This is a genomic window from Bacillus sp. BS1807G30 (genome assembly GCF_040047675.1).
GTDB classification, from domain to species: Bacteria; Bacillota; Bacilli; order Bacillales; family Bacillaceae; genus Bacillus; species Bacillus altitudinis.
In genome coordinates this window covers 3,321,794-3,348,174 of record NZ_CP157353.1, presented here as the reverse complement: position 1 = coordinate 3,348,174, position 26,381 = coordinate 3,321,794, and the positions used below count along the sequence as shown (strand labels likewise).

At 42.8% G+C, this 26,381-nt stretch carries 25 protein-coding genes; 20 read left to right on the top strand and 5 right to left on the bottom strand.

Going from position 1 to position 26,381, the window contains the following annotated elements:
* Nucleotides 1-14: 14 nt before the first annotated feature.
* A complete protein-coding gene (gene uvsE / locus ABG082_RS17250; RefSeq protein ID WP_348936306.1) occupies nucleotides 15-977 on the bottom strand; it encodes a UV DNA damage repair endonuclease UvsE in 963 nt (320 codons plus the stop codon).
* A 12-nt stretch (nucleotides 978-989) separates the two neighbouring features.
* Nucleotides 990-2,186: a cardiolipin synthase gene (gene cls, locus ABG082_RS17245; RefSeq protein ID WP_348936305.1), complete on the bottom strand. Its 1,197-nt coding sequence runs from the start codon at nucleotides 2,184-2,186 to the stop codon at nucleotides 990-992.
* A gap of 143 nt (nucleotides 2,187-2,329) precedes the next feature.
* On the opposite strand from cls, the gene ABG082_RS17240 reads away from it, so the two are divergent.
* The 6 genes from ABG082_RS17240 to ABG082_RS17215 all read left to right on the top strand — a co-directional run bounded on the left by ABG082_RS17240 (nucleotide 2,330) and on the right by ABG082_RS17215 (nucleotide 9,214).
* Entirely contained in the window at nucleotides 2,330-4,441 is a 2,112-nt protein-coding gene (locus tag ABG082_RS17240; protein WP_017360061.1) for a heterodisulfide reductase-related iron-sulfur binding cluster, read from the top strand.
* Between the two features lie 103 nt (nucleotides 4,442-4,544).
* Entirely contained in the window at nucleotides 4,545-5,720 is a 1,176-nt protein-coding gene (locus ABG082_RS17235; RefSeq protein WP_348936304.1) for an acetyl-CoA C-acetyltransferase, read from the top strand.
* A 19-nt stretch (nucleotides 5,721-5,739) separates the two neighbouring features.
* Nucleotides 5,740-6,603 (top strand): 3-hydroxybutyryl-CoA dehydrogenase, encoded by an 864-nt coding sequence (locus tag ABG082_RS17230; protein ID WP_046526731.1) that lies wholly within the window; start codon nucleotides 5,740-5,742, stop codon nucleotides 6,601-6,603.
* Between the two features lie 11 nt (nucleotides 6,604-6,614).
* Nucleotides 6,615-7,727, top strand: coding sequence for an acyl-CoA dehydrogenase family protein (locus ABG082_RS17225; protein WP_048001113.1), 1,113 nt, complete (start codon nucleotides 6,615-6,617; stop codon nucleotides 7,725-7,727).
* A gap of 16 nt (nucleotides 7,728-7,743) precedes the next feature.
* The gene (locus ABG082_RS17220; RefSeq protein WP_046526729.1) at nucleotides 7,744-8,886 is read left to right on the top strand and encodes an acyl-CoA dehydrogenase; all 1,143 of its coding nucleotides are present in this window, start codon (nucleotides 7,744-7,746) and stop codon (nucleotides 8,884-8,886) included.
* Between the two features lie 130 nt (nucleotides 8,887-9,016).
* Nucleotides 9,017-9,214 carry a hypothetical protein gene (locus ABG082_RS17215; RefSeq protein ID WP_082114265.1) on the top strand — a complete coding sequence of 66 codons (198 nt, stop codon included), beginning with the start codon at nucleotides 9,017-9,019 and terminating at the stop codon, nucleotides 9,212-9,214.
* Nucleotides 9,215-9,227: 13 nt separating this feature from the next.
* On the opposite strand, the gene ABG082_RS17210 is transcribed toward ABG082_RS17215, so the two are convergent.
* Nucleotides 9,228-9,707 (bottom strand): DUF2798 domain-containing protein, encoded by a 480-nt coding sequence (locus ABG082_RS17210; protein ID WP_317328198.1) that lies wholly within the window; start codon nucleotides 9,705-9,707, stop codon nucleotides 9,228-9,230.
* Between the two features lie 371 nt (nucleotides 9,708-10,078).
* On the opposite strand from ABG082_RS17210, the gene rpoE reads away from it, so the two are divergent.
* Both rpoE and pyrG read left to right on the top strand, forming a co-directional pair.
* The gene (gene rpoE / locus ABG082_RS17205; protein WP_017368217.1) at nucleotides 10,079-10,615 is read left to right on the top strand and encodes a DNA-directed RNA polymerase subunit delta; all 537 of its coding nucleotides are present in this window, start codon (nucleotides 10,079-10,081) and stop codon (nucleotides 10,613-10,615) included.
* 238 nt (nucleotides 10,616-10,853) lie between these two features.
* A complete protein-coding gene (gene pyrG, locus ABG082_RS17200) occupies nucleotides 10,854-12,461 on the top strand; it encodes a glutamine hydrolyzing CTP synthase (RefSeq protein ID WP_017360053.1) in 1,608 nt (535 codons plus the stop codon).
* Nucleotides 12,462-12,501: 40 nt separating this feature from the next.
* Here the strand turns inward: pyrG and ABG082_RS17195 are convergent, their stop codons facing one another.
* Nucleotides 12,502-13,032 carry a DUF2529 domain-containing protein gene (locus ABG082_RS17195; protein ID WP_008343445.1) on the bottom strand — a complete coding sequence of 177 codons (531 nt, stop codon included), beginning with the start codon at nucleotides 13,030-13,032 and terminating at the stop codon, nucleotides 12,502-12,504.
* A gap of 180 nt (nucleotides 13,033-13,212) precedes the next feature.
* Here ABG082_RS17195 and ABG082_RS17190 point away from each other — a divergent pair, with 180 nt between their 5' ends.
* The 10 genes from ABG082_RS17190 (at nucleotide 13,213) to ABG082_RS17145 (ending at nucleotide 23,605) form a co-directional block, all read left to right on the top strand.
* On the top strand, nucleotides 13,213-13,587 hold the full coding sequence (locus tag ABG082_RS17190) for a response regulator (RefSeq protein WP_003214681.1): 375 nt from the start codon (nucleotides 13,213-13,215) through the stop codon (nucleotides 13,585-13,587).
* Between the two features lie 178 nt (nucleotides 13,588-13,765).
* A complete protein-coding gene (locus ABG082_RS17185; RefSeq protein WP_007497678.1) occupies nucleotides 13,766-14,623 on the top strand; it encodes a class II fructose-bisphosphate aldolase in 858 nt (285 codons plus the stop codon).
* Nucleotides 14,624-14,734: 111 nt separating this feature from the next.
* Nucleotides 14,735-15,373, top strand: coding sequence for a fructose-6-phosphate aldolase (gene fsa / locus ABG082_RS17180; RefSeq protein WP_348936303.1), 639 nt, complete (start codon nucleotides 14,735-14,737; stop codon nucleotides 15,371-15,373).
* A gap of 246 nt (nucleotides 15,374-15,619) precedes the next feature.
* Nucleotides 15,620-16,909 (top strand): UDP-N-acetylglucosamine 1-carboxyvinyltransferase, encoded by a 1,290-nt coding sequence (locus tag ABG082_RS17175; protein ID WP_007497673.1) that lies wholly within the window; start codon nucleotides 15,620-15,622, stop codon nucleotides 16,907-16,909.
* Nucleotides 16,910-16,941: 32 nt separating this feature from the next.
* On the top strand, nucleotides 16,942-17,907 hold the full coding sequence (gene glpX, locus ABG082_RS17170) for a class II fructose-bisphosphatase (protein ID WP_007497670.1): 966 nt from the start codon (nucleotides 16,942-16,944) through the stop codon (nucleotides 17,905-17,907).
* A 365-nt stretch (nucleotides 17,908-18,272) separates the two neighbouring features.
* Nucleotides 18,273-19,556, top strand: coding sequence for a transcription termination factor Rho (gene rho, locus ABG082_RS17165; RefSeq protein WP_007497667.1), 1,284 nt, complete (start codon nucleotides 18,273-18,275; stop codon nucleotides 19,554-19,556).
* Between the two features lie 130 nt (nucleotides 19,557-19,686).
* Nucleotides 19,687-19,887 carry a 50S ribosomal protein L31 gene (rpmE, locus tag ABG082_RS17160; RefSeq protein ID WP_003215407.1) on the top strand — a complete coding sequence of 67 codons (201 nt, stop codon included), beginning with the start codon at nucleotides 19,687-19,689 and terminating at the stop codon, nucleotides 19,885-19,887.
* Between the two features lie 87 nt (nucleotides 19,888-19,974).
* Nucleotides 19,975-20,577, top strand: a complete 603-nt coding sequence (locus ABG082_RS17155) for a thymidine kinase (protein ID WP_007497666.1) — start codon at nucleotides 19,975-19,977, stop codon at nucleotides 20,575-20,577.
* Between the two features lie 279 nt (nucleotides 20,578-20,856).
* Nucleotides 20,857-22,557 carry an oxaloacetate-decarboxylating malate dehydrogenase gene (gene malS / locus ABG082_RS17150; protein WP_019743245.1) on the top strand — a complete coding sequence of 567 codons (1,701 nt, stop codon included), beginning with the start codon at nucleotides 20,857-20,859 and terminating at the stop codon, nucleotides 22,555-22,557.
* A gap of 91 nt (nucleotides 22,558-22,648) precedes the next feature.
* Nucleotides 22,649-23,605, top strand: coding sequence for an AEC family transporter (locus ABG082_RS17145; protein ID WP_060832728.1), 957 nt, complete (start codon nucleotides 22,649-22,651; stop codon nucleotides 23,603-23,605).
* A gap of 35 nt (nucleotides 23,606-23,640) precedes the next feature.
* On the opposite strand, the gene racA is transcribed toward ABG082_RS17145, so the two are convergent.
* Entirely contained in the window at nucleotides 23,641-24,192 is a 552-nt protein-coding gene (racA, locus tag ABG082_RS17140) for a chromosome-anchoring protein RacA (protein ID WP_017360049.1), read from the bottom strand.
* A 210-nt stretch (nucleotides 24,193-24,402) separates the two neighbouring features.
* On the opposite strand from racA, the gene prfA reads away from it, so the two are divergent.
* Entirely contained in the window at nucleotides 24,403-25,470 is a 1,068-nt protein-coding gene (gene prfA / locus ABG082_RS17135) for a peptide chain release factor 1 (RefSeq protein WP_008343422.1), read from the top strand.
* Nucleotides 25,460-26,347 (top strand): peptide chain release factor N(5)-glutamine methyltransferase, encoded by an 888-nt coding sequence (gene prmC / locus ABG082_RS17130; RefSeq protein ID WP_348936302.1) that lies wholly within the window; start codon nucleotides 25,460-25,462, stop codon nucleotides 26,345-26,347. Before prfA ends, prmC begins: the two co-directional genes overlap by 11 nt.
* The last annotated feature ends 34 nt before the right edge of the window (nucleotides 26,348-26,381 follow it).

Sequence of the window (26,381 nt, the reverse complement as noted above, 5' to 3'; positions counted from 1 at the left end):
AGGTAAACCTTTCTCTACGATTTCCACTCAATGGTGCCTCCGCCCGTCCGCCGATTGCCTCTGATCGCTGACAGCTCCTCAACAAGACGGAGCAAGGCCTGATCCTTTTTCTTTGCCTCAATCATAAAATCCACATCACGACCATACGGCTTTAAATCTTGAAAAAGTGGCAAAACAAACGACATCTCCACTCCATCCGCATGGCTTCGTATCGCCTTTTCTGATTTTGGTGAGGATAAGTGGATTTTAGGCGGTATGCCAGTGTTTGCCCACGTGTCAAACACTCTTGGCAGAATGTCATCAAGCGCCGCATCATCATCTTTGTTTGCCATGTGATGGTGGTAATCAAATACAAACGGGATGCCATGCTTTTCACAAACATCAAGCGTTTCTAATGACGTATAGGTTTTGTCATCATTTTCAAGCGTCATTCTCGCCTTGATATGTGCAGGAAGCTGCTTTATATTTTCATCAAAACGCTGTAAAGCAGATGCCTTGTCGCCATATGCACCTCCGACATGAATGTTCATATAGCCTTCCTTTTCAAGCTTCATGGCCTCAAGCATTTCATAATGATAGGTCATATCAATGACGGCGTTTTCTGTAATAGATGGCTTTGGACTTGTGAACAAAGTAAATTGATTGGGGTGAAAGCTCACTCGTAATCCGTGCCGCTTTACGAGTTGACCAATCTCTATAAATTCTTTGCGAAAGGGTGTCACAAAGTCCCACCGCACCTCAGAATGGGTGGCGAGCGGGACAATCGAGCTTGAAAAACGGTAAAGCGGAATATCATGGGCAATCGCAAAATAAAGCGTTCTTAATGTATTGACGAGGTTGGCTTTCGTCGTTCGCAATAGAGCCTCTGTCCTCTCTTCCTTTGAGAGCTTACTGTATCTTGCAAAGGTCAGCGACTTGGCAGGTGAAGCTTCCCATAAAGTGACGGCGTTGGATACATAACCAAATCGATAACGCATAGGTCAACTCCTTTATAAAAAATACGAGAACAGGGCGCCTATCCACTCAATTGGACGCGTGAGAAGTGGGCGTTGTTTGTATTTTTCTTCAGTCATCAGTTCTGAAACTTCCATGTGTTCACGAATCTTTTCCTCTACATGTGCGGTGAAGGCGGGATCATCAATGGCCACATCCACTTCTTCGTTGAAAAACAAACTTCGTTTATCAAAGTTCGCCGTACTGATCATACAACGGCTATGATCGATGAGAATGGCTTTCGCATGATAAAACCCTTTATAAAAACGATACACAAGACATCCGGCAGCGATCAGATCTTTCAAATAATGAAATCCAGCTTCTTTCACAAGCGGGTGATCTGCCTTCATTGGGATGATGATGTCGACAGTCACGCCTCGCTTCCGTGCGTCAAGAAGGGCGCTTAGAAGAGGAGCAGATGGAATAAAATAGGGCGTGCAGATGGTGATTTGCTTTTTCGCCTGTTGAATATCGTGAAGAAATAAGGCCTCTAAAGAAAAACCTGCCGTCGCACGTGTTGTGCACTGTAATGTTCCCGGTTCCAGTGTAGGAAAAACCTCGTATTGCAGCTGTTGAATACCAGATGAGCGGTACAAATCATTCAGAAACACATGCTGGAGGTCTGCGACAACCTGTCCTGTCATGCGCAGGTGATAGTCCTTCCAAATGCCAAACCTACCGTTTTTCCCTACATATTCATCGCCAATATTAAACCCGCCAATGTAGCCGATCTTCCCATCGATCACCGTGATCTTCCGGTGATTTCTCATGTTCAAGCGATAAATGAAAAAAGGAAAACGTGGTTTATTTAAAAAGTAAAATTTAATGCCGCTTTTTTCTAGCATCTGAATGGATGTTTGATCAAATGAATAGGAGCCTAACCGATCAGTGAGCAAAAAAACCGAAACACCTTGCTCTGCTTTCGCTTTAAGTGCTTGCAGAATCCTTTGCCCAATCTTGTCGTTCTTTACAATAAAGAACATCATATGAATAGAAGAAGAGGCTTGCTGTATATCCGTAAGAAGCTGATCAAACAGTGGTTCGCCATCATGATAAAAGGCTGCATCGCCGCTTGTTTGGTCAAAAGACCGTTCAAAAGCATGGGTAGAAAAATATTTTCTCCCTATATAAAGATCTAGCCTGACGAGTAGAACAATGACGAAGACGACGAGTAGAATGATCCATGCGATCATGAAGGTTCCTCCTTTTTTACATATGACGATAGTGTACCCAAATGGGCAAAAAATATTGACTGAATACTCATTCATTATTTATGATAGAGGTACAACATGGAAACGGAACAAAGTGGGTCTTGGGGAATGAAAGGGGGAGCAAGATGAATAGCCTTTTAATTGTTAACTTGATTGCATTTGCGGCAGTGACCGCTTACGCTGTGTATTTGTTTATTTATCTCATTCGAACACGAGCGGCGTATATTCGTCTTGGCAAAAAAGAAGAATTTCAAAAAGACATGAAAAAACGCTTAGAACGTGTTTGGGTGAATGTGTTTGGGCAAAAGAAACTGCTGAAGGACAAGAAGAGCGGCATCATTCATGTGCTGTTTTTCTATGGATTTATTTTAGTGCAGTTCGGAGCCCTTGATTTTATTATGAAGGGACTTGTTCCAGACAGCGGGCTACCATTAGGTCCGCTTTACGGTGTCTTTACGTTCTTCCAAGAGGTAGTCACACTTCTCATTTTAGTGGCGGTGGTTTGGGCGTTCCATAGAAGATATGTCGAGAAGTTAGTCCGTTTAAAAAGGGGCTTTAAATCAGGGCTTGTCCTTTTGTTTATTGGCGGATTGATGCTGACCGTATTACTGGGAAACGGAATGAACATCATTTGGCATGGGCACTCACTATCAGCAACTGAGCCAATTGCTTCCGGCATTGCTTTCTTGCTGGGCTGGCTGTCACCACTTGCAGCAACAATTGTGTTCTATGTCGCATGGTGGGTGCATCTTCTTATTTTACTGACGTTCTTAGTGTACGTCCCGCAGTCTAAGCACGCTCATCTCATCGCTGGCCCGGTCAACGTATTTGTCAGCAGATTGGACCCGCCAGGCAAACTGCAAAAAATTGATTTTGAAGATGAGACACAAGAAACGTTCGGCGTTGGGAAAATTGAAGATTTCCGTCAATCTCAGCTGATCGATCTTTACGCTTGTGTGGAGTGCGGGCGCTGTACGAATATGTGTCCAGCGACTGGGACGGGAAAAATGCTGTCTCCAATGGATTTGATTTTACGATTAAGAGATCATTTAACAAATAAAGGGGCTGCCATTACTTCAAAGACACCGTGGGTTCCGCAGCTTGCTTTCAAGCAGACGACAGGAAATCAGCTGGCATTACAGGCAAGAGGAGCCGGAGCGGAAGAATCTGCGGCGAGCGCAATGTATCATCCTTCTCTCATTGGTGAGGTCATTACAGAAGAAGAAATCTGGGCATGCACGACATGCCGAAACTGTGAAGATCAGTGTCCTGTCATGAACGAACACGTCGACAAAATCATTGATATGCGCAGATACTTAGTGCTGACTGAAGGAAAAATGGACGCAGATGCACAGCGTGCGATGACAAGCATCGAGCGCCAAGGGAACCCATGGGGATTGAACCGGAAAGAAAGAGAAAACTGGCGTGAACTAAGAGAAGATGTGCATGTTCCGACAGTGAAAGAACTGAAAAAAGCAGATCAGACCTTTGACTATTTATTCTGGGTTGGGTCGATGGGAGCATATGACAATAGAAGCCAAAAGATTGCTCTTGCCTTTGCAAAACTGCTCAATGAAGCAGGGGTTTCTTTTGCCATCCTAGGCAATAAAGAGAAAAACTCAGGAGATACACCGAGAAGACTTGGGAATGAATTTTTGTTCCAAGAACTTGCTGCAAAGAACATCGAAGAATTCCAAAAAAATGACGTAACCAAAATTGTCACGATCGATCCGCATGCTTACAATTTATTTAAAAATGAATACCCAGACTTCGGGCTCGAGGCAGAGGTGTACCATCATACAGAATTACTGGCAGAGCTAGTAAAAGAGGGGAAATTAACGCCTATTCATGAAGTGAACGAGGTCATTACTTTCCACGATTCTTGCTACCTAGGCAGATATAACGAGGTCTATGATCCGCCAAGAGATATTTTAAAATCCATTCCGGGTGTGACACTAAAAGAAATGGAACGGAATCGTGAATCCGGGATGTGCTGCGGTGCCGGCGGCGGTTTAATGTGGATGGAAGAAGAGACAGGTACTCGGATTAATACAGCGAGAACGGAGCAGGCCTTACAGGTACAGCCATCCATCATCAGCTCAGGATGCCCATATTGTTTAACCATGCTTGGGGACGGGACGAAAGCGAAGGAAGTAGAGGAGCAGGTCGGCACATTTGATGTCGCAGAACTCCTTGAAAAATCAGTGTTTGGCGAAACGAGAACGCAGGCTTCATAAAGGTGTCAGGCCGATGGATCTACTGTTCATCGGTCGATAGATGCCGATGTTTTAAGAGTTGTCTAGCATTTATGTAAGCGGTAACAAATAGGAGGGGGAAGAAATGAGCACGACGGTCATTGTATCTGGAGCGAGAACACCATTTGGAAAACTAGGTGGAACTTTAAATCGTTTGACTGCTGCAGAATTAGGGGGGATGACGATAAAAGCTGCGCTGGAAAGAGCCTCAAATGTTCATGAAGTGGATGAAGTCATCATGGGCAGTGTCCTTCAAGGAGGACAAGGTCAAAATCCTTCAAGGCAGGCAGCTAGACATGCAGATCTTCCTTGGTCGGTTCCGACACAAACCATCAACAAAGTCTGTGCTTCAGGAATGCGCAGTGTCACGACAGCCGATCAAATCATTCGAGCGGGAGATGCCAAGGTGATCGTGGCAGGCGGCATGGAATCCATGTCCCATGCTCCTTATCTTCTAAAAAAAGCACGATGGGGTTACAAAATGGGAGATGGTGCAGTACAAGATGCCATGATTTTAGATGGATTAACCTGTTCGTTTACAGGTGTTCATATGGGTGAGTATGGAAGCATGGCGGCGAAAGAGCTTGGCATCACACGAGAAGAACAAGACCTTTGGGCGTTAAGAAGTCATGAACGAGCCATTGAGGCGCAAAAAAGCGGCTTTTTTAAAAATGAGATCATCCCCGTTACCGTCAAGAATAAAAAAGGAGATCAGCTGATTTCAGAAGATGAAGCCCCGCGGCGTGATACGTCATATGAACGTTTGTCAAAACTGATGCCCGTTTTCGATCAGGCAGGTACGATCACCGCTGGCAATGCACCTGGTGTCAATGATGGTGCAAGTGCGCTTCTATTAATGAAAGACACATACGCCATGCAGCAAGGTGAAAAACCTCTGGCAGTTGTGCTTGGGCATGCGCAAGTAGCAGTAGAGGCAAAGGACTTTCCGAAAACACCAGCCTATGCCATCGAAAAAGTGTTAAAGAAAACAGGGAAGCGAGTAGAGGATATCGATTTGTTTGAAATCAATGAGGCTTTTTCAGCGGTTGCATTGGCATGCGAAAAAATGCTTGGACTGGATCGGCGGAAAATGAATGTGAACGGAGGGGCAGTCGCGATTGGTCACCCGATTGGAGCAAGCGGAACACGTATTATATTGACCTTGATCCATGCACTCAGACAAAGAGGTGGCGGGATCGGCATTGCGGCGATTTGCAGCGGCGGGGGTCAAGGTGATGCGATCATGATCAAGGTGGATTAAAAGGGAGGCGTTCATTGTCATGAGTATAGAAGAGACCGTCATGGTCGTTGGGGCTGGGCAAATGGGCTCAGGTATTGCCCAAGTATTTGCACAGTCAGGTTATACAGTCCTGCTCCATGATACAGAAGAGGAGCAGATTCATCGAGCCATTTCCTCAATGACCAAACAACTGACGAAACGAGCAGAAAAAGGAAAGCTGGCACATCAGGCAGTCCGTGATATTACACAGCGGCTGGCTGTTTCAACAGATTTAAAGGATGTACAGCAGACGCATTTAGTGATTGAAGCCGCATCTGAACAAATGAAGATCAAAAAACAAATCTTTGAAACCCTCGATCAATTTGCACCTGATGACACGATATTTGCGACAAATACGTCTTCCTTGTCGATCACAGAATTAGCAGCCGTGACGAACAGGCCAGAGAAAGTGATTGGCATGCATTTTATGAATCCAGTTCCCGTGATGAAACTTGTTGAAGTGATCCGTGCGCTGCAAACGGATGATGCCACGTACCAAGTTGTTTTTGATACAGCAAAGACATTAGACAAAACGCCAATTGAAGTGGAAGACTTCCCCGGTTTTGTGTCAAATCGCATTTTAATGCCGATGATTAATGAAGCCATTTACACCCTTTATGAAGGCGTAGCAGATGTAGAAAGTATTGACGGCATCATGACGCTTGGAATGAACCATCCAATGGGCCCGCTTCGTCTCGCCGACCTCATCGGGCTCGATACTTGTTTATTTATTATGAATACCCTTCACGAGGGTCTTGGAGATAGCAAATATCGACCTTGTCCTCTTTTGAAAAAATATGTGAACGCAGGCTGGCTGGGCAAAAAGACAAAGAGAGGTTTTTACACTTACCACGACCACTCATAGGGGGAGTCAAGATGGATGTGTTGCTGACAGAAAAACAACGTCTTTGGAGAAAACGAGTAGCAGAATTTGCACGCCAGCATGTCTTCCCAGAAGTAGAAGCGATGGAACAGGGCGTGTTCCCGAAAACGCTTTTAGCTGAAATGGGTCGGCAAGGCTTTTTAGGCATTCCGATCCCAGATAAGTATCACGGATTAGGGGCAGATTTTACAACCTATATCATGGCGATTCATGAATTATCCAAAGTAAGTGCAACCATCGGTGTCATTGTATCCGTTCATACATCCGTTGTGACGATGCCGATTTTGGCGTTTGGAACAACTGAACAAAAAGAATCCTACGTTCCCAAGCTTGCGTCCGGGCAGAAGCTGGGCGCCTTTTGTCTAACTGAACCGAAGGCAGGATCAGATGCCTCTAGTATTCAGTTGAAAGCAGAGCGGGCAGACGATCACTATGTGTTAAATGGAACGAAAATTTTTATCACAAGCGGCGGTGAAGCGGAAGTGTATCTTGTATTTGCTGTGACAGACCCTGCTTCTGCTAAGAAAAATATATCAGCGTTTATTGTGGAGAAAGGGACACCAGGATTTACGATTGGAAAAGATGAGAAAAAGATGGGCCTGCATGGATCAAAAACAGTCACACTTCATTTTGACGGTGTTCGAATTCCAAAAAAACAGCTGCTCGGTGCAGAAGGAGAAGGCTTTCGGATTGCCATGTCTAGCTTAAATGCGGGGAGAATTGGCATTGCGGCTCAAAGCCTTGGCATTGCAGAAGCCGCATTAGCTGAGGCGGTGACGTATTTAAAGCAGCACCCAGCTGGCCTTGAAACGACCATTCGATTGGGCGATCTGGGCACCAAGCTGGAAGCGGCAAAACTTCTTGTCTATCAAGCCGCCTCTTATAAAGAGGCCAATCGCCCTGTCACGAAGGAAGCGTCGATGGCGAAGTTATTTGCATCTAAAACAGCGGTTGATATTAGTACTGAAGTCATTCATTTGCTTGGTCTAGCCGGTTACACGAAGCAATACCGAGCAGAGCGGTACTTTCGTGATGCGAAAATTTGTGAGATTTATGAAGGAACAAGTGAAATACAAAGGCTGGTTATTTGTAAACAGCTAATATGAAGTGAGGTGGCTCATGATGCAGTTCCAATTAAGTGACGAACACGAAATGATACAAAAAATGGTGAGAGATTTTGCGAAAAATGAAGTGGAGCCAACAGCAGCAGAGCGAGATGAAACAGAATCGTATGATCCCGCTATTTTTCGTCAAATGGCGGAGCTTGGTTTAACGGGAATCCCTTGGCCAGAAGAAAATGGGGGCATTGGCAGTGATTATTTGGCCTATGTCATAGCGGTTGAGGAGCTCTCGCGAGTGTGCGCCTCTACAGGTGTCACCCTGTCTGCTCACACATCACTCGCTTCATGGCCGATCTATACATTCGGAACAGATGAGCAAAAGGAGACGTATTTAAAGCCGCTTGCAACGGGTCAGAAGATCGGCGCATACGCACTGACCGAGAGCGGCTCGGGCTCAGATGCCGGCGGAATGAAAACAACAGCAGTAAAAGCAGGGAATGAATACGTCTTGAACGGTGCAAAGATTTTTATTACCAATGGAGGCATTGCGGATTATTATATTGTGTTTGCTGTTACTGACCAGGATGCTTCATCCCGCAATACAACCGCTTTTATTGTAGAAAAAGAGACGCAAGGCTTCTCAATCGGCAAAAAAGAAAGCAAACTGGGCATACGCTCATCGCCAACGACAGAAATCATCTTTGAAGACTGTCGTATACCCGAAAGGAACCGGCTTGGTCAAGAAGGCGAAGGTTTTAAGATAGCGATGATGACACTTGACGGCGGCAGAAACGGTATTGCCGCACAAGCTGTTGGTATTGCTCAAGGTGCTCTGGATGCAGCAGTCAATTATGCAAAGGAGCGCAAACAATTCGGTAAACCAATCATTCAGCAGCAAGGCATTGCTTTTAAGTTAGCGGATATGGCAACGGCAATTGAGGCCTCAAGACTGCTCACCTATCAGGCAGCATGGCTTGAAACAAAAGGGCTTCCGTATGGGAAAGAATCAGCTATGTCCAAGCTCTTTGCTGGTGATACAGCCATGAAGGTGACGACAGAAGCCGTACAAATCTTTGGTGGATATGGCTATACAAAGGATTACCCAGTCGAACGCTACATGCGTGATGCGAAAATCACTCAAATCTATGAAGGTACACAAGAAATCCAGCGGCTGGTCATCTCACGGAAACTGCTAGATATGTAGAAACCAAGTAAAGACCACCTGATGTGAGGTGGTCTTTTTTTGTGTCAAATGTGAAATCCTCTCCAATGTGATCTCATATCACCTGATCGTTATGGTAAAATTGGAAAAAATCAAAATGGAGGTTATCATGATGAACACAACATTGATTGGCATTTTAGCAATCGTCACAATGATCATATGGATTATGGTCTCCAAAGAGCTTTCAAATTCTCCAAAAAAGAAGGAAGAAAAAGAAAACAGCCGCAGAAAACTCATTGTACTCATGTCTGCGGGCACTTTATTCACCGTACCTTTGGTTTTTTCACTCATTCAGAATATCCAGCTGTAACATATCCATTCGACTAAACCGCTGCTGTCTGTTTTAATTTCATCCATTTGAAGAAAACAAAACGGACGAGTGGTCCCATAATCAACATCTGCAAAGGGAACGCCAACATGACATTATGGCCGAAAATCGTTAAGTAATCAGATAGAATCGATTGTGTTTGAAATCCTGTGCTGATGCTTTGAACGACATATCCGCATAAAGACATGAGACACACCATCCCAAACACGATAAAGATAGAAAGAGTAAGAATAAAATAGATTTTCTTGCCTTTTGGGGCAAAACGGTTGGCTGCTTTTTTTGCTGAAGGCCCAACAATACACATCTCAATCAACAACGTGATGGCAAAACCGATCACATAGGTGAGTACACCTTCTAACCATGTCATATGTCCAAGCCGTCCATTTAAAAATAGGTTATAAAAGAACATCACTGAAAACATACAAAAACACATCAAGACACCAAATTGTATATCTTCTTTTTTTGTCATTGGCAATTCGATCAACCTCTCAAAATTAGTCTATTTATTATAGATTTCTGTATCAATTCGTCGTAAGTGAACATTTTGTGAAGGAATAAATCCCCTTTTTTAAGAAGAGTAAATGGCTTTGTATTCATCAAAAGAGAAGACAAAAAAGCATGCAAAATGTGTACTTCACACATGAATTATGCCAATTCGGCGCACATGATTGAGCGCTAGAGTCTCCTCTTGTGAAAAAATCAAAAATTAACATCAATAAAGGTGGCATAAACTCCCCTAATTTGTTTATAATGAGAGGTATGGTTTGTCGTAAGAATAAGGTATAAATACTTATTATTTCACTGATAAATGGATACATACATGTAATAGAAAGGGAGTGTCTGACCTTGAGTTTGAAAGAATACTCACAGGAACAGCTCAAACAAATGTCTTTAGTTGAACTTGCTTATGAAATTTTCAGAGACAGCAAAACGCCGATTACGTTTTCCGAGTTAATAGATGAAATTGTCCGTTTGCAAGGGATACAAAAATCTGATCTTGATGATCGACTTGCTCAATTTTATACAGACTTAAATATAGATGGCCGCTTTATTTCGTTAGGTGATCAGAGATGGGGACTTCGCAGCTGGTATCCAGTTGATCAAATCGAAGAAGAAGTTCAGCCAGCTGTGAAAACAAAAGCGAAAAAGAAAAAAACAAAAGCTGCTGTCGTTGAAGAAGACTTCGATGATATTGAAGAGGAAGAAGAAATCGACGAGCTTGAAGAAGATCTTGATCTTGTTGAAGACGATGAGGACCTTGACCTAGATGATGAAGAAATCGATGAAGAGATAGAAGACTTCGACGAAGATGATGATGAAGATGATGACGGCTTAACGGAAATTGATGAAGACGATTTAGACGATGATGAGGAAGACAAATAACCCTCACAAACCGGTCCTGAAAACAGGACAAAACCGTCTTGACTTTCCAGAGCGAACTATGTAGTATGTATTTTGGGCTCTCTAAAAAAGAGTACGTAAAGATACGTTCATTTACGCTCCCTTTCATTTATTTGAAAGGGAGCTTTCTTATTTTTCAAGAGATTTAGGGATACACTCTAAAAGGATGAAGCTGTGCATGTCTAGTCATGCAAGGGTAAAAAAGAGAGGAGCATACGAAATGACAAAGTATATTTTTGTAACAGGAGGAGTTGTTTCCTCACTTGGAAAAGGGATCACGGCTGCATCGTTAGGCCGCCTTCTGAAAAATAGAGGGATGGATGTCACCATTCAAAAATTTGATCCATATATCAACGTAGACCCAGGGACAATGAGTCCATACCAGCACGGTGAGGTATTTGTTACAGACGACGGTGCTGAAACAGACCTTGACTTAGGTCACTACGAGCGTTTCATTGACATTAACTTAAATAAGTACAGCAACGTTACAACAGGTAAAATCTACTCTACTGTTTTGAAGAAAGAGCGTCGCGGCGACTACTTAGGTGGAACAGTACAGGTTATTCCCCACATTACAAATGAAATCAAAGACCGTGTGTACCGTGCCGGAAAAGAAACGGGTGCAGATGTGGTCATTACAGAAATCGGTGGAACAGTAGGAGACATCGAATCCCTTCCATTCCTTGAAGCGATTCGTCAAATGAAGAGTGACATCGGCCGTGAAAACGTGATGTACATTCATTGTACCCTTGTTCCTTACATCCGTGCAGCAGGCGAACTGAAAACAAAACCAACACAGCATAGTGTAAAAGAACTTCGCAGTCTTGGTATTCAGCCAAACGTCATTGTGGTCAGAACTGAAATGCCATTGGCACAAGACATGAAGGACAAAATTGCGCTATTCTGTGATATTGATACGAAAGCAGTCATCGAATGTCAGGATGCAGATACCCTTTATTCGATTCCGCTTGATTTACAAAAACAAGGATTAGACAAGCTTGTATGTGAGCACATGAAGCTTGACTGTCAAGATGCGGACATGACGGAGTGGACGGCGCTTGTTGATAAAGTACAAAACCTTTCAAAACAAGTTACGATTGGTCTAGTAGGGAAATATGTTGAGCTGCAAGATGCATACATTTCTGTCGTTGAATCCCTTCGTCATGCGGGCTATGCATTTGATGCGGATGTTCAAATCAAATGGATCAACGCAGAAGAAGTCACAGCAGAAAATATGGCTGATTTCGCTCAAGATGTAGACGGCATTATTGTTCCTGGAGGCTTCGGAGACCGCGGAGTAGAAGGGAAAATCATTGCAACACAATATGCGCGCGAAAACAAAGTGCCATTCTTCGGAATCTGCTTAGGTATGCAAGTCGCATCTATCGAATATGCGAGAAACGTACTAGGTTTAGAGGGAGCACATTCCGCTGAAATTGATCCAGAAACAGCATTCCCAATCATCGACCTTCTTCCAGAACAGAAGGATGTTGATGACTTAGGTGGAACACTTCGCCTCGGCCTATATCCTTGTAAATTAAACGAAGACTCAAAAGCATTTGCTGCATACAATGACGAAGTCGTGTACGAACGCCACCGTCATCGCTATGAGTTTAATAACGAATTCAGACAGCAAATGGAAGCAGCAGGTTTTGTCTTCTCTGGTACAAGCCCAGACGGACGCCTTGTTGAAATCATTGAACTGAAGGATCACCCATGGTTCCTTGCTTCTCAGTTCCACCCAGAATTCATTTCAAGACCAACAAGACCACAGCCGTTATTTAGAGATTTCGTTGGTGCTTCACTACAGGCATCTGAATCAAAATAAAACAAAAACTGCCGAGAATATCATCTTCTCGGCAGTTTTTTTATTCATATTCCTCAACGATTTCTTTCACCGTAAACGATAGAGCATGGTAGACATATAAGCAGGTCATCAGTGCAGGATAGCCGAACCTTGTTCCATCTTCAGCAGGCACAAGTGGTTTTTTGAGCTGAAAATCAATGTGGACATCACAATGCTCTTCAATAAATGATGTCTCCTTTTGTGCAGGACCGACACCGACAATAGGTGTGCCTTGTTCGTGCAGCTCTTTGACAAGGGATTGAATCTCTTGATCTTCTGGATCTGAATAAAATAAAAGCACCCTGTCACTTGGATGAAGTAAGCTGCGCTCCTTTTGATCCAGCGGCAGAACCTTCGCACCCGGAAACGGCTCCTTGCTCTCGGATGCCTCTAAGGCTACAGCCGCCAGTTCATTCTTGCCATGAAAATACACGGCATGTCCACTGACAACGGCCTGAGCAAGAAGGCGTGCACCGTCTTCGATCGCTTCGGCCTGCTTATCTCCAATACGTGAAAAAATACCTGATAATTGGGTAGTGAAAATTTTTAACAAGACTCATTTCCTCCTTCTGTCAGATCATTTTATAATAGAATATAAAGAGAATATTAGGAAAAATGCTCAGAAAATGTCGTAAAGTAAACTATTATAATTAAAGGAAATGTGAAAATCAAACAGAATTATTTAACAACAGCTCTTTTTATGGCGAAAAATGAAAGCAATGGGGTGTAACAGATGAATGAGAAAATTTTAATTGTCGATGATCAGTACGGTATTAGAATATTGCTGAATGAAGTGTTTCATAAAGAAGGCTATCAAACCTTTCAAGCCGCTAATGGACTACAGGCATTAGATATTGTGAAAAACCATAGACCAAACCTCGTCCTGCTTGATATGAAGATTCCCGGAATGGATGGCATTGAGATTTTAAAACGCATGAAATTAATTGATGAAGACATCCGCGTGATCATTATGACAGCTTATGGCGAACTAGATATGATTCAAGAGTCTAAAGAGCTCGGTGCATTAACGCATTTTGCTAAACCATTTGATATTGATGAAATCCGTGATGCAGTCAAAGAATACTTGCCACTCGAAACAAATGGCTAGATGGAAATGATTGAATCAAGTCATTCTGTTGCCGATTTGTCGAATAATTGGTATTCTAGATAAGAAGAAGAAAGCGATCTGACTTTGAAAGTTTACATATGGCGAGAAATTCTGGTCATGCTAGGGTGGAGAGCTTTTTTTAGTAAGCAAATTAGCTACATAGGGAGGATTTTTCATCATGCCTTTAGTTTCAATGACAGAAATGTTGAAAGACGCAAAGGAAAAAGGTTACGCTGTTGGACAGTTTAACTTAAATAACTTAGAATTCACGCAAGCGATTTTACAAGCTGCTGAAGAAGAGAAATCTCCAGTGATTTTAGGAGTATCTGAAGGAGCAGGACGCTACATGGGCGGCTTCAAAACAGTTGTCGCAATGGTAAAAGCGTTAATCGAAGAATATAATGTAACAGTTCCTGTTGCGATTCATTTAGATCACGGTTCAAGCTTTGAATCTTGTGCAAAAGCTATTCATGCAGGATTTACTTCTGTGATGATTGATGCTTCTCACCATCCATTTGATGAGAACGTAGCGACAACTGCAAAAGTAGTTGAGCTTGCACATTTCCACGGTGTATCTGTAGAAGCTGAGCTTGGAACTGTTGGTGGGCAAGAAGACGACGTCATCGCTGAGGGCGTTATTTATGCTGATCCAAAAGAGTGCCAAGAGCTTGTAGAACGTACTGGTATTGACTGCCTTGCGCCTGCACTAGGTTCAGTTCATGGTCCATACAAAGGTGAACCAAACCTTGGTTTCGCTGAAATGGAAGAGATTGGTAAAACAACTGGACTTCCACTTGTTCTTCACGGCGGAACAGGTATCCCGACTGCTGACATCAAGCGTGCGATTTCACTTGGTACAGCAAAAATCAATGTAAACACTGAAAACCAAATTGCTTCTGCGAAAGCAGTTCGCGAAACACTTGCTGCAAAAACAGAAGAGTATGATCCACGTAAATATCTTGGACCAGCTCGTGACGCAATTAAAGCGACTGTTATCGGCAAAATGCGTGAATTTGGTTCTTCTAACCAAGCATAATTTGATGAGAACCGAAAGCCGCCTGAGTCACAGGCGGTTTTCTCCATATCTTGAGAAAGCGCAATCAAATTTACATTTCAGACAATTTATTGATAGGAGAGTGGCACAGTTATGTTATTTTTCGTAGACACAGCGAATATCGCAGACATCAAAGAGGCACACGAGCTTGGCATTTTAGGAGGCGTGACAACAAACCCTAGTTTAGTAGCGAAAGAAAAGGACGTATCGTTCCACGACCGCCTTCGTGAAATCACTGACGTGGTATCAGGTTCAGTTAGTGCGGAAGTCATTTCCCTCAAAGCAGAAGAAATGATCGAAGAAGGAAAAGAGCTTGCTGCTATTGCACCAAATATTACAGTTAAAATCCCAATGACAACAGACGGTCTTAAAGCGGTCAAAGCGTTAACAGACCTTGGGATTAAAACAAATGTCACGTTGATTTTTAGTGCAAACCAGGCACTTCTTGCAGCTAGAGCTGGTGCGACGTATGTCTCTCCATTCCTCGGCCGCTTAGATGACATTGGCCAAAATGGTCTTGATCTCATTAGTGAAGTGAAAACCATTTTTGATGTTCATGGATTAGATACACAAATCATTGCTGCATCCATTCGTCACCCGCAGCATGTGACAGAAGCTGCGCTTAGAGGTGCTCATATCGGCACAATGCCGCTGAAAGTCATCAAGCAGCTGACAAAACACCCATTAACGGATGCAGGCATTGAGCAATTTTTAGCAGACTGGAATAAATAAGTGATTGTGGCAGACGGATACCCATCCGTTTGCCGCAGTTTTCCTTAAATACGCTAAGAAATGTTTTGTGCAAAGAAGAGAACATCACAGCCTCGCAAAGCTTCGATTATTTTTCTTCCGACAAATTTCGTTTAACCTGTATTCTTTCTCTTGATATTGGCTAAATTTTGGACAAGACCTTTTAAAGCGCGACATCCACAAACAGTATAACTCCAACAGTGATCTTCTTTAAGAAGGGAGACAAATATGGAAAAGTTAAACATTGCCGGCGGTGACCCCTTGCGCGGGACCGTACATATTAGTGGTGCGAAAAATAGTGCTGTGGCACTGATTCCTGCCACGATTCTCGCTGATTCTCCAGTAACCATTGAAGGCCTTCCGCATATTTCAGATATTGACACATTACGAGATCTGTTAGAAGAGATTGGCGGAAAGGTCACGTTTGAAAAAGGTGAGATGGTTGTCAATCCTGCCTCCATGATCAGTATGCCGCTTCCTAATGGGAAAGTGAAGAAACTACGAGCATCCTATTATTTAATGGGCGCCATGCTCGGTAGATTCAAGCAGGCTGTCATTGGATTGCCAGGAGGATGTCACTTAGGACCTAGACCGATCGATCAGCATATCAAAGGCTTTGAAGCACTTGGAGCCGAGGTGACAAACGAACAGGGTGCGATTTATTTGCGCGCTGAAAAATTAGTCGGAGCCCGTATTTATCTTGATGTTGTCAGTGTAGGTGCGACCATCAACATCATGCTGGCAGCCGTGCTGGCTGAAGGGAAAACAGTGATTGAAAATGCTGCAAAAGAACCCGAAATTATTGATGTAGCGACACTGCTTGCAAGCATGGGAGCTAAAATCAAAGGTGCGGGGACGGATGTGATTCGGATCGAAGGTGTGGAATCTCTTCATGGCTGCAGGCATTCCATCATCCCTGACCGCATAGAAGCAGGTACATTTTTAATTGCAGGTGCAGCGATGGGGGATGAAGTTGTGCTTGATAATGTGATCCCAACTCATTTAGAATCAATTACGGCGAAACTTAGAGAGATGGGATTCACAATTGAAACAAGCAACGATCAAATGCTGATCGTTGGCAGAAATGAAGGACTCAAGCCTGTCGATATCAAAACCCTTGTGTATCCGGGCTTTCCGACCGATCTTCAACAGCCGATGACGGCTTTGTTAACAAAGGCGAAAGGCACGAGTGTCGTGACAGATACCATTTACTCTGCCCGCTTTAAACACATTGACGAATTGCGTCGAATGGGTGCTAACATGAAGGTGGAAGGAAGATCTGCCATTATTACAGGTCAAACGCAGCTTCAAGGTGCAAAGGTCAAAGCAAGTGATCTGCGAGCAGGTGCTTGTCTCGTTGTTGCAGGGTTAATGGCAGACGGTGTGACCGAAATCACAGGGCTTGAACATATAGACAGAGGATATAGTATGCTTGAGGAGAAGCTTGAAGGCTTGGGTGCAACCATCTGGCGTGAAAAGCTGAATGACCAAGAAATAGAAGAACTTCAAAATTCATAAGGCTTTGACTGTGAGAGGAGATTTGGACAAAAATGGAAAGAAGTTTATCGATGGAACTAGTACGGGTGACAGAAGCAGCTGCATTAAAATCTGCTCGTTGGATGGGTAGAGGTTTAAAAGACGAAGCGGATGATGCTGCAACAAGTGCCATGCGTGATGTATTTGATACGATTCCGATGAAGGGAACTGTGGTCATCGGCGAGGGAGAAATGGACGAAGCGCCAATGCTTTATATTGGGGAAAAGCTTGGAAACGGATATGGACCTCGCGTGGATGTCGCTGTTGATCCATTGGAAGGAACAAATATTGTGGCAAGCGGCGGCTGGAATGCTTTAGCTGTTATCGCTGTTGCAGATCATGGCAACTTGCTGAATGCACCTGATATGTACATGGATAAGATCGCAGTAGGTCCAGAAGCGGTAGGCTGCATCGACATTGAAGCGCCTGTCATTGACAATCTTCGTGCTGTTGCAAAAGCGAAAAACAAAGATATTGAAGATGTTGTTGCGACAATTTTAAACAGAGAGCGACATGAAAAGATCATTGCTGAGCTGAGAGAAGCTGGAGCAAGAATCAAGCTGATCGATGATGGTGACGTTGCAGGAGCCATTAATACAGCATTTGATCACACAGGTGTTGATATTCTATTTGGTTCAGGTGGAGCGCCTGAAGGTGTCCTTTCTGCTGTTGCGCTTAAAGCACTTGGTGGAGAAATCCACGGTAAGCTTCTTCCACAAAGTGAAGAAGAGCTGAGACGCTGTGAGAAAATGGGACTGGATGTTGGAAAAGTCCTCAGAATGGAAGACCTCGTGAAAGGCGATGACGCCATTTTTGCAGCGACAGGTGTAACAGATGGCGAGTTATTAAAAGGTGTTCAATTTAAAGGCTCTGTTGGAACAACACATAGTGTTGTCATGCGTGCGAAATCAGGTACTGTTCGATTCGTCGATGGCAGACACAGTTTAAAGAAAAAACCGAATCTTGTCATTCGTCCGTAATCTGAAAGCGGGTATTCTTTACCCGCTTTTCATATAGGTGTCAAATATATATCATTTTCTTTTTAAAGTTGAATATTCCCTGCAAATGAGGTAAAACTAAAGAGTGCTGCGAAATTTTCTGCGAATTTACTTCTTTTAAGCTTCAACAAGTTTAAATACTGCCGCATCATGACGATATACTCATTATCCTTCTCTATGTTGACAAAGCTCTATTTCACATTGTTCCTATCTTTACGATAAAACGAGTGGGAGCGTTACCATGAGAGCAAGGTCATTCCAACAAAAAACGGAATTAAAAGCTAATCAAATACAATGGTCATGCATTTGTAATGAAATACATTGACTAGAAAAGTGTGGTGTCCATATTGAAAGATGTTTCGATTTCATCTTTGGAAAATATGAAATTAAAAGAGCTGTATGAGTTAGCAAAAAAGTACAAAATCTCTTATTACAGCAAACTAACAAAAAAAGAATTAATTTTTGCCATCTTAAAGGCAAACGCTGAGCAAGAGGATCTCTTATTTATGGAAGGGGTTCTAGAAATTATTCAGTCAGAGGGATTTGGTTTCTTAAGACCAATTAACTATTCCCCAAGCTCTGAAGACATTTATATTTCTGCTTCACAAATCAGACGCTTTGATTTAAGAAATGGTGATAAGGTGTCTGGAAAGGTACGACCTCCAAAAGAGAATGAACGCTACTATGGCCTCCTTCATGTAGAAGCGGTAAATGGGGACGACCCAGAATCAGCAAAGGAACGTGTTCACTTTCCTGCTCTCACACCGCTATTCCCTGATCGTCAAATGATTCTTGAAACACAGCCTAATCATCTGTCTACTAGAATTATGGATATGATGGCACCAGTTGGTTTTGGACAGCGTGGATTAATTGTTGCGCCGCCTAAGGCAGGGAAGACCATTTTACTCAAAGAAATTGCCAACAGCATTTCTGAAAATCATCCAGAGGCAGAACTGATTGTTCTTCTTATTGACGAACGTCCAGAGGAAGTAACAGATATCGAACGATCTGTTGCAGGTGATGTCGTTAGCTCAACCTTTGACGAAGTACCGGAAAACCACATTAAAGTAGCAGAGCTTGTATTAGAGCGTGCGATGCGTCTAGTTGAACATAAAAAAGATGTCATCATCTTAATGGACAGCATCACAAGACTTGCCCGTGCATACAACCTGGTCATTCCACCAAGCGGCCGAACGCTTTCTGGCGGTATTGATCCAGCTGCTTTCCATCGCCCAAAACGTTTCTTCGGTGCTGCGCGTAACATCGAAGAAGGTGGAAGCTTGACCATTTTAGCTACTGCACTTGTTGATACGGGATCACGTATGGATGATGTGATTTATGAAGAGTTTAAAGGAACAGGAAACATGGAGCTCCATTTAGATCGTTCTCTTGCAGAAAGAAGAATTTTCCCAGCCATCGACATTCGTCGTTCCGGTACAAGAAAAGAAGAACTGCTTGTGCCTAAAGAGCATCTTGATCGTCTATGGGCGATGAGAAAATCGATGTCAGATACACCTGATTTCGCTGAGAAATTCATGCGCAAAATGAGAAAAACAAAGACAAACCAAGAATTTTTCGATATTTTAACGCAAGAGTGGAAACAAGCAAATATGTCTGCATCAAGAAGATAGCTTCCTGAAAAAATACATTTGCAATCATAGACTCACACTGTTATAATTTTATCATGTGCGTTTCAGAATTTATTCTGAGATATTAACTCTGTTTCCGAATTGGATTCAGGGCGGAAGGAGATGACAGTAGATGAAAACAGGAATTCATCCTAACTACAAAAAAGCTACAGTCAAATGCGCTTGTGGAAATGAGTTTGAAACTGGATCAGTAAAAGAAGAGGTACGCATCGAGATTTGCTCTGAGTGCCATCCTTTCTATACAGGCCGTCAAAAATTCGCTTCTGCTGATGGACGTGTTGACCGCTTTAACAAAAAATACGGTCTTAAGTAATAATAGATACAATAAACAGGCAGGAATCCGTTCTTGCCTGTTTTTTTACGTGGATTGATGGAACTTTAAAACGGGGGAGAAGACCTTATGTATGTGATGAAACAAAGCGGTTGGCTTGAAGTCATCTGCGGAAGTATGTTTTCTGGAAAGTCGGAAGAATTGATTCGGAGAGCCAAAAGAGCCACCTTTGCCAAACAAGAAGTAAAAATATTCAAACCAGCGATTGATAACCGATATAGCACAAGCTCAGTTGTGTCACATAACGGTTCATCCGTCGATGGGATTGCAGTAACCTCACCAAAAGACATAATAACGCACATATCAGAACGAACCGATGTCATTGGCATTGATGAGGTGCAATTTTTTGATGAGACAATCATTGATATTGTCACTCAATTGGCTGATAAAGGCTACCGAGTCATTGTTGCAGGCCTTGATCAAGACTTCAGAGGAGAGCCATTTGGTGTTGTTCCGCATTTAATGGCATGTGCAGAGCTTGTAACAAAACTTCAAGCGGTTTGTTCGGTATGCGGCTCCCCAGCGAGTAGAACACAACGCTTGATCGACGGTAAACCCGCATCCTATGATGATCCCATTATTTTAGTAGGTGCGCAGGAATCATACGAAGCACGATGCAGACATCACCATGAAGTACCAAAACTAGATGTTGGTACAACACTTGACAATTAAAAAAATAGCAAATGCCGCTGTGTTTCGTTTTTCGATTTTTTGGCTGAACACCCATCATTTGTACTTAAATAAATTAAATAACGCTACGAAAAAATTATCTAATTTTCAACGCTTGCGTTTTAGTATAAGCAGGCATAAAATGACTAACTGTAGTGTAAAGCATTTAAACGAAAAGTTCGATTTCTTGTCATAATTTTTTTGATTAAGGATTTTTCTCCTTGATCATTCTTTGTATTAATAGTTCACTTTATTTATATTTTAGAAAGAGGGTAGTTTTTGATGAACAACGTGAAGAAAACAAAAGAAGGGTACCTCGAAACCACTTTGACAGGTAAAGATGTATTATCGATTCCAACGTTGAACAAAGGCGTTGCTTTCTCTGAAGAAGAAAGACAAGAGCTTGGACTAGAAGGTTTACTTCCTCCAACTGTTCTGACTTTAGAACAGCAAGCGGAGAGAGCATACAAGCAATTTCTAGCTCAGCCAGATCGTCTTCGTCAAAACGTATACTTAAGTGATTTGCAAAACCGTAACGAAGTATTGTTCTATAAGCTTATATCAGACAAGCTTCGTGAAATGCTTCCTGTTGTTTACACACCAACTGTTGGTGAAGCGATTCAAGAATACAGTCATGAATACAGAAGACCTCATGGTGTCTACCTTTCAATCGACAACATTGACGGCATTGAGAAAGCATTTGAAAACTTACATGCAACAGCAGGCGACATCGACCTCATCGTAGCAACTGACTCTGAGAGTATTCTTGGAATTGGTGACTGGGGTGTTGGTGGTATCAACATCGCAATCGGTAAATTAGCTGTTTACACGGCTGCAGCAGGTATTGATCCAAGCCGCGTGATTCCAGTTGTATTAGATGTTGGAACTAACAATGAGAAATTATTGAATGATCCATTGTACATCGGGAACCACCACAAACGTGTACAAGGTGAAAAATACGAAGAGTTCATTGATGCGTATGTAAAAGCAGCACTTAAATTCTTCCCGAAAGCATTGCTTCACTGGGAAGACCTTGGAAACAAAAATGCGCGTAACATCATGAAAAAATACAACGACAACATCTTAACATTTAATGATGATATCCAAGGTACTGGTGCCATTACTTTAGCGGGTGTTCTTGCAGCTGTCAAGAAAACTGGTACTCAATTGAAAGATCACCGTGTGATGATTTTCGGAGCTGGATCAGCTGGAATCGGAATCGCCGATCAAATGCGTGACACAATGGTTCTTGAAGGTCTAAGTGAAGAAGAAGCAAACAATGCATTCTGGACGTTAGACTACAGAGGATTGCTAACAGATCAGTTTGAAGATGAAGTGCTTGATTTCCAAAAACCATACCTTCGTTCTTCTGATGAAGTAGAAGGCTGGGCTCGTGATGAAAAAGGACAAATCTCATTTGCTGAAGCTGTTCGCAAGGTGAAGCCAACCATTCTTATTGGTACATCAGGTCAAGGCGGCGCATTCACTGAAGAAATTATTAAAGAAATCGCAGCTCATACAGAGCGTCCAGTGATCATGCCGATGTCTAACCCAACACCACTTGCTGAAGCAGTACCGGAAGATCTATTCAAATGGACAGACGGTCGTGCGCTTGTTGCAACTGGAAGCCCATTCGAAAATGTCGAGTATAACGGAATTGAACATGAAATCGGACAATCAAACAATGCGTTCGTTTTCCCTGGACTTGGTCTTGGTTCAATCGTAACGGAATCAAAAATTATCACAAAAGGCATGTTCGTTGCTTCTGCAAATGCGATCGCTGAAATGGTTGATCATGAAAAACCAGGCGCTGGACTGCTTCCAAGCATTGATAAATTGCAAGAAGTATCAATCAAGGTAGCTGTTGAAGTAGCAAAAGCAGCAATTGAAGATGGTGTCGCTAGAAAAACACCTGACAACATCGAACAAGCTGTGAAAGATGCTATGTGGATTCCTGAATATAAAAAAATTGTAAGAGCATAATAAAATGTGTAACGCGGCATTGTTTCGGGTAATGTAAGCAATGCCGCTATAAAATAAGAAACATGTAAAGGATTCAAGGAGGAATAGTAAGATGGACTTTTTAAATATTTTGATCCTCCTAGCACCGATTTTTTTCGTTATCGCGCTGGGTTGGTTCGCAGGGAACTTCGGCAGCTATGACGCTAAATCTGCAAAAGGTGTAAGTACACTTGTTACAAAGTATGCTTTGCCAGCGCACTTTATCGCCAGCATTCTGTCAACACCAAAAGATAAATTCTATAGTCAAATTCCATTTTTCGTTGCATTGATTCTCGGAATCGTAGGCTTTTATATCATTATCCTTTTAGTTACGAAATTTGCTTTTAAATATGATTTAACAGATTCATCTGTTTTCTCATTAAACTCAGCACAACCGACCTTTGCATTTATGGGGATTCCGGTCTTGGGCAGTTTATTTGGGGCTCAAGAAGTTGCAATTCCGATTGCTATTACCGGAATAGTTGTAAATGCATTGCTTGATCCAATTGCTATTATTGTGTCAACTGTCGGTGAAAAAACAAAAGGAAAAGCCAAAGACGGCGAAAGTTTCCTAAAAATGACGACGAAAGCGATTTTGCACGGTTTATCAGAGCCGCTTGCGCTTGCACCGTTAGCAAGTATCATTCTTGTTCTTTTAGGCTTTAAACTTCCTGACATCGGACATGAAATGCTAGAGGAAATTGGAAGTGTTACATCAGGGGTTGCGCTCTTTGCAGTCGGTGTCACAGTCGGTATCCGCAAAATTAAACTGAGCTTACCAGCTTTCAGTATCGCATTGCTCAAAGTAGCTGTACAACCGTTGCTTATGTATTTTATCGCCATTCTTATGGGACTTTCGGCGGATGAAATTACAAAAGCTGTATTGCTTGTTGCCTTCCCAGGTTCAGCTGTTGCGGCCATGATTGCCACTCGATTTGAGAAACAGGAAGCAGAAACAGCATCCGCATTTGTGATCAGTGCGATCATGTCACTCATTACATTACCGATCATTATTGCACTTACCGTATAATATAGTAGAAAGGCTGCCTCGTTAGGCAGCCTTTCTTAGCGAAATGAATGAAACAGAGGGAAGAGCACACGCTTTTTTTTCATTTCGGGGTGTGCCTTTTCCTTTTCTTCTTCTTTTGATGGTTTTGGTTTTGTCAATGTGGCTGTGAGGCGTTCTAATTTTGCAGTTAATTCTTCAATTTCTCTTCTGTGCTGGAGGAGCTGGTAGGAGACACCTTCATCTGCTTTCTTAGCGAGTTTCCGTTCCATTTCTTGAAAACGCGCTTCAATATGACTGACGTGTGATTGCTCTTGAAGGAGCTGTTTCACTTGTTCTTCTAAGGCTTCTATCCGTTTTGATGAGTCAGAAGTTTCTACAGCAGGTGATAATTGCTGGGCGGTTTCTTCATGGATCGGCAGTCTAATGTCATGGAGAATCACACCTTCGTTCATTTGGTGTTTGACCTCTTTGAGCAGCTGGACAATATCATCGTGAAATTCGTAATGTCCAAGTTCATTCCGGGCGACAGGGATGTTGAGCTGTTTGACCCAGCGCTGAATTGTTTTTGAAGATACACCAATTTCCTTTGCAACCTCATTTGTATTCAAACCAAATGCCCTCCCTTTTTTCAATTATAAGTACCATTCTCTTTCGGGAGCATCCGTTCCTTCACGTTAGACAAAACAAGTAACCAATCGCCAAAGATCGTGTTTTCTAGTGAAAAATTGCAGAAAATCAATTGTTTTGGAAATTTTTTTGACTGTCATACCCCGCTATACTATAATTAGACTGTTACGCACAAAACAGAGGTGAAGACCATGTTAGACCGTTTAAAATCAATTGAAGAACGCTATGAAAAGCTAAATGAATATTTAAGTGACCCTGAAGTGGTGAACGACCCTAAGAAGCTTCGCGAATACTCGAAGGAACAATCTGATATTCAAGAAACTGTTGAGGTATATAGACAATATCGTGCGGCATACGATCAGCTAAGTGATGCGAAAGCCATGCTTGAGGATAAGCTGGATGCCGACATGCGCGACATGGTCAAAGAAGAAATTTCAGAGCTCACAGAGGAAACAGAACGTTTAGAAGACGAGCTGAAAATCTTGCTCATCCCGAAAGATCCGAATGACGATAAGAACGTTATTGTGGAGGTTCGTGGTGCAGCGGGTGGAGAAGAGGCTGCGCTGTTTGCAGGAAACCTGTACCGTATGTACAGCCGTTATGCTGAAATGCAAGGCTGGAAAACGGAAGTCATGGAAGCGAGTGTCACTGGAACTGGCGGTTATAAGGAGATCATCTTTATGATTAGCGGTAAAGGTGCATATTCTAAACTAAAGTTTGAAAACGGTGCACACCGCGTGCAGCGTGTTCCTGAAACTGAGTCAGGCGGCCGTATTCATACATCAACTGCGACAGTTGCTGTATTACCTGAGGCTGAGGAAGTTGAAATTGATATCCACGAAAAAGATATTCGTGTGGATACATTCGCATCAAGCGGACCAGGGGGACAAAGTGTTAATACCACAATGTCTGCTGTTCGTTTGACTCACCTTCCAACAGGTGTAGTGGTTTCCTGTCAGGATGAGAAATCACAAATCAAAAACAAAGAAAAAGCGATGAAAGTTTTGCGTGCGAGAATTTATGATAAATTCCAGCGTGAAGCACAAGCTGAATATGACCAAACCCGTAAATCTGCTGTTGGAACAGGGGATCGTTCAGAGCGTATCCGTACGTACAATTTCCCGCAAAACCGCGTGACGGACCACCGTATCGGATTGACGATTCAAAAGCTTGATCAAATTTTAGAAGGAAAACTTGACGAGGTCATTGATGCATTAATTATGGAAGACCAAGCAAGAAAACTTCAAAATGCAAAATAAAGAGCGAACGATCTTTGAAGCCCTTAAATGGGCTTCTTCTTTGTTAACGGAAGCGGGCAGAGACCAAAACGCAGCAGAGTTAATGTTGATGCATGTGCTTGGATGGAGCAGAAGTGAACTTCTTGCCCGTTTTCATGACCCACTGCCAGAGGAGCAAGATTCACAATTCAGCGAGTTCGTAGCACAGCACAAGCGTGGAGTGCCTGTGCAGCATTTAACGGGTGTTGAATTTTTTTATGGGCGTCCTTTTGAGGTAAGCAAACACGTTCTGATTCCTCGTCCTGAAACGGAGGAAGTGGTGCTGGCGGCATTGAATATGATGAATCGTGTGTTTCCTGATGATCAACCGCTCAAAGCAGTTGATGTAGGAACAGGTAGCGGTGCAATTGCGATTACGTTAGCTCTTGAAAAAGAATCTCTTACTGTGACAGCGACGGATATTTCAGATGAAGCACTTGAAGTCGCAAAGCGAAATCAAGAAGCGCTTGGTGCAGACGTTCATTTTGTCCAAGGGGATTTACTTGAACCGATTATGGCTCAAGGTATCAAAGTCGATGTGTTTATTTCCAATCCTCCTTATATTGCGGCAGAAGAAATGGATGGATTATCAGAGGTTGTCACAAAGCATGAACCTGTTAATGCGCTGACAGATGGGCGTGATGGCCTGTGGTTTTATGAGCGTATCGCCTGTGATCTCCACAAGGTACTTCATCAGCAAGCGGTGGTTGTCTTTGAAATAGGACATACACAAGCACAAGATGTAAAAGCGCTTCTTTTGCAGGCGTTCCCTTCAGCTGATGTTCATATCATCAAGGACATCAACGGAAAGGATCGAGCAGTTTGCGCACACATTCAAAACGGAAGTCCGGCTGAATAAAGTCGGACTATTTTATTATGTAAAGATGAAACTT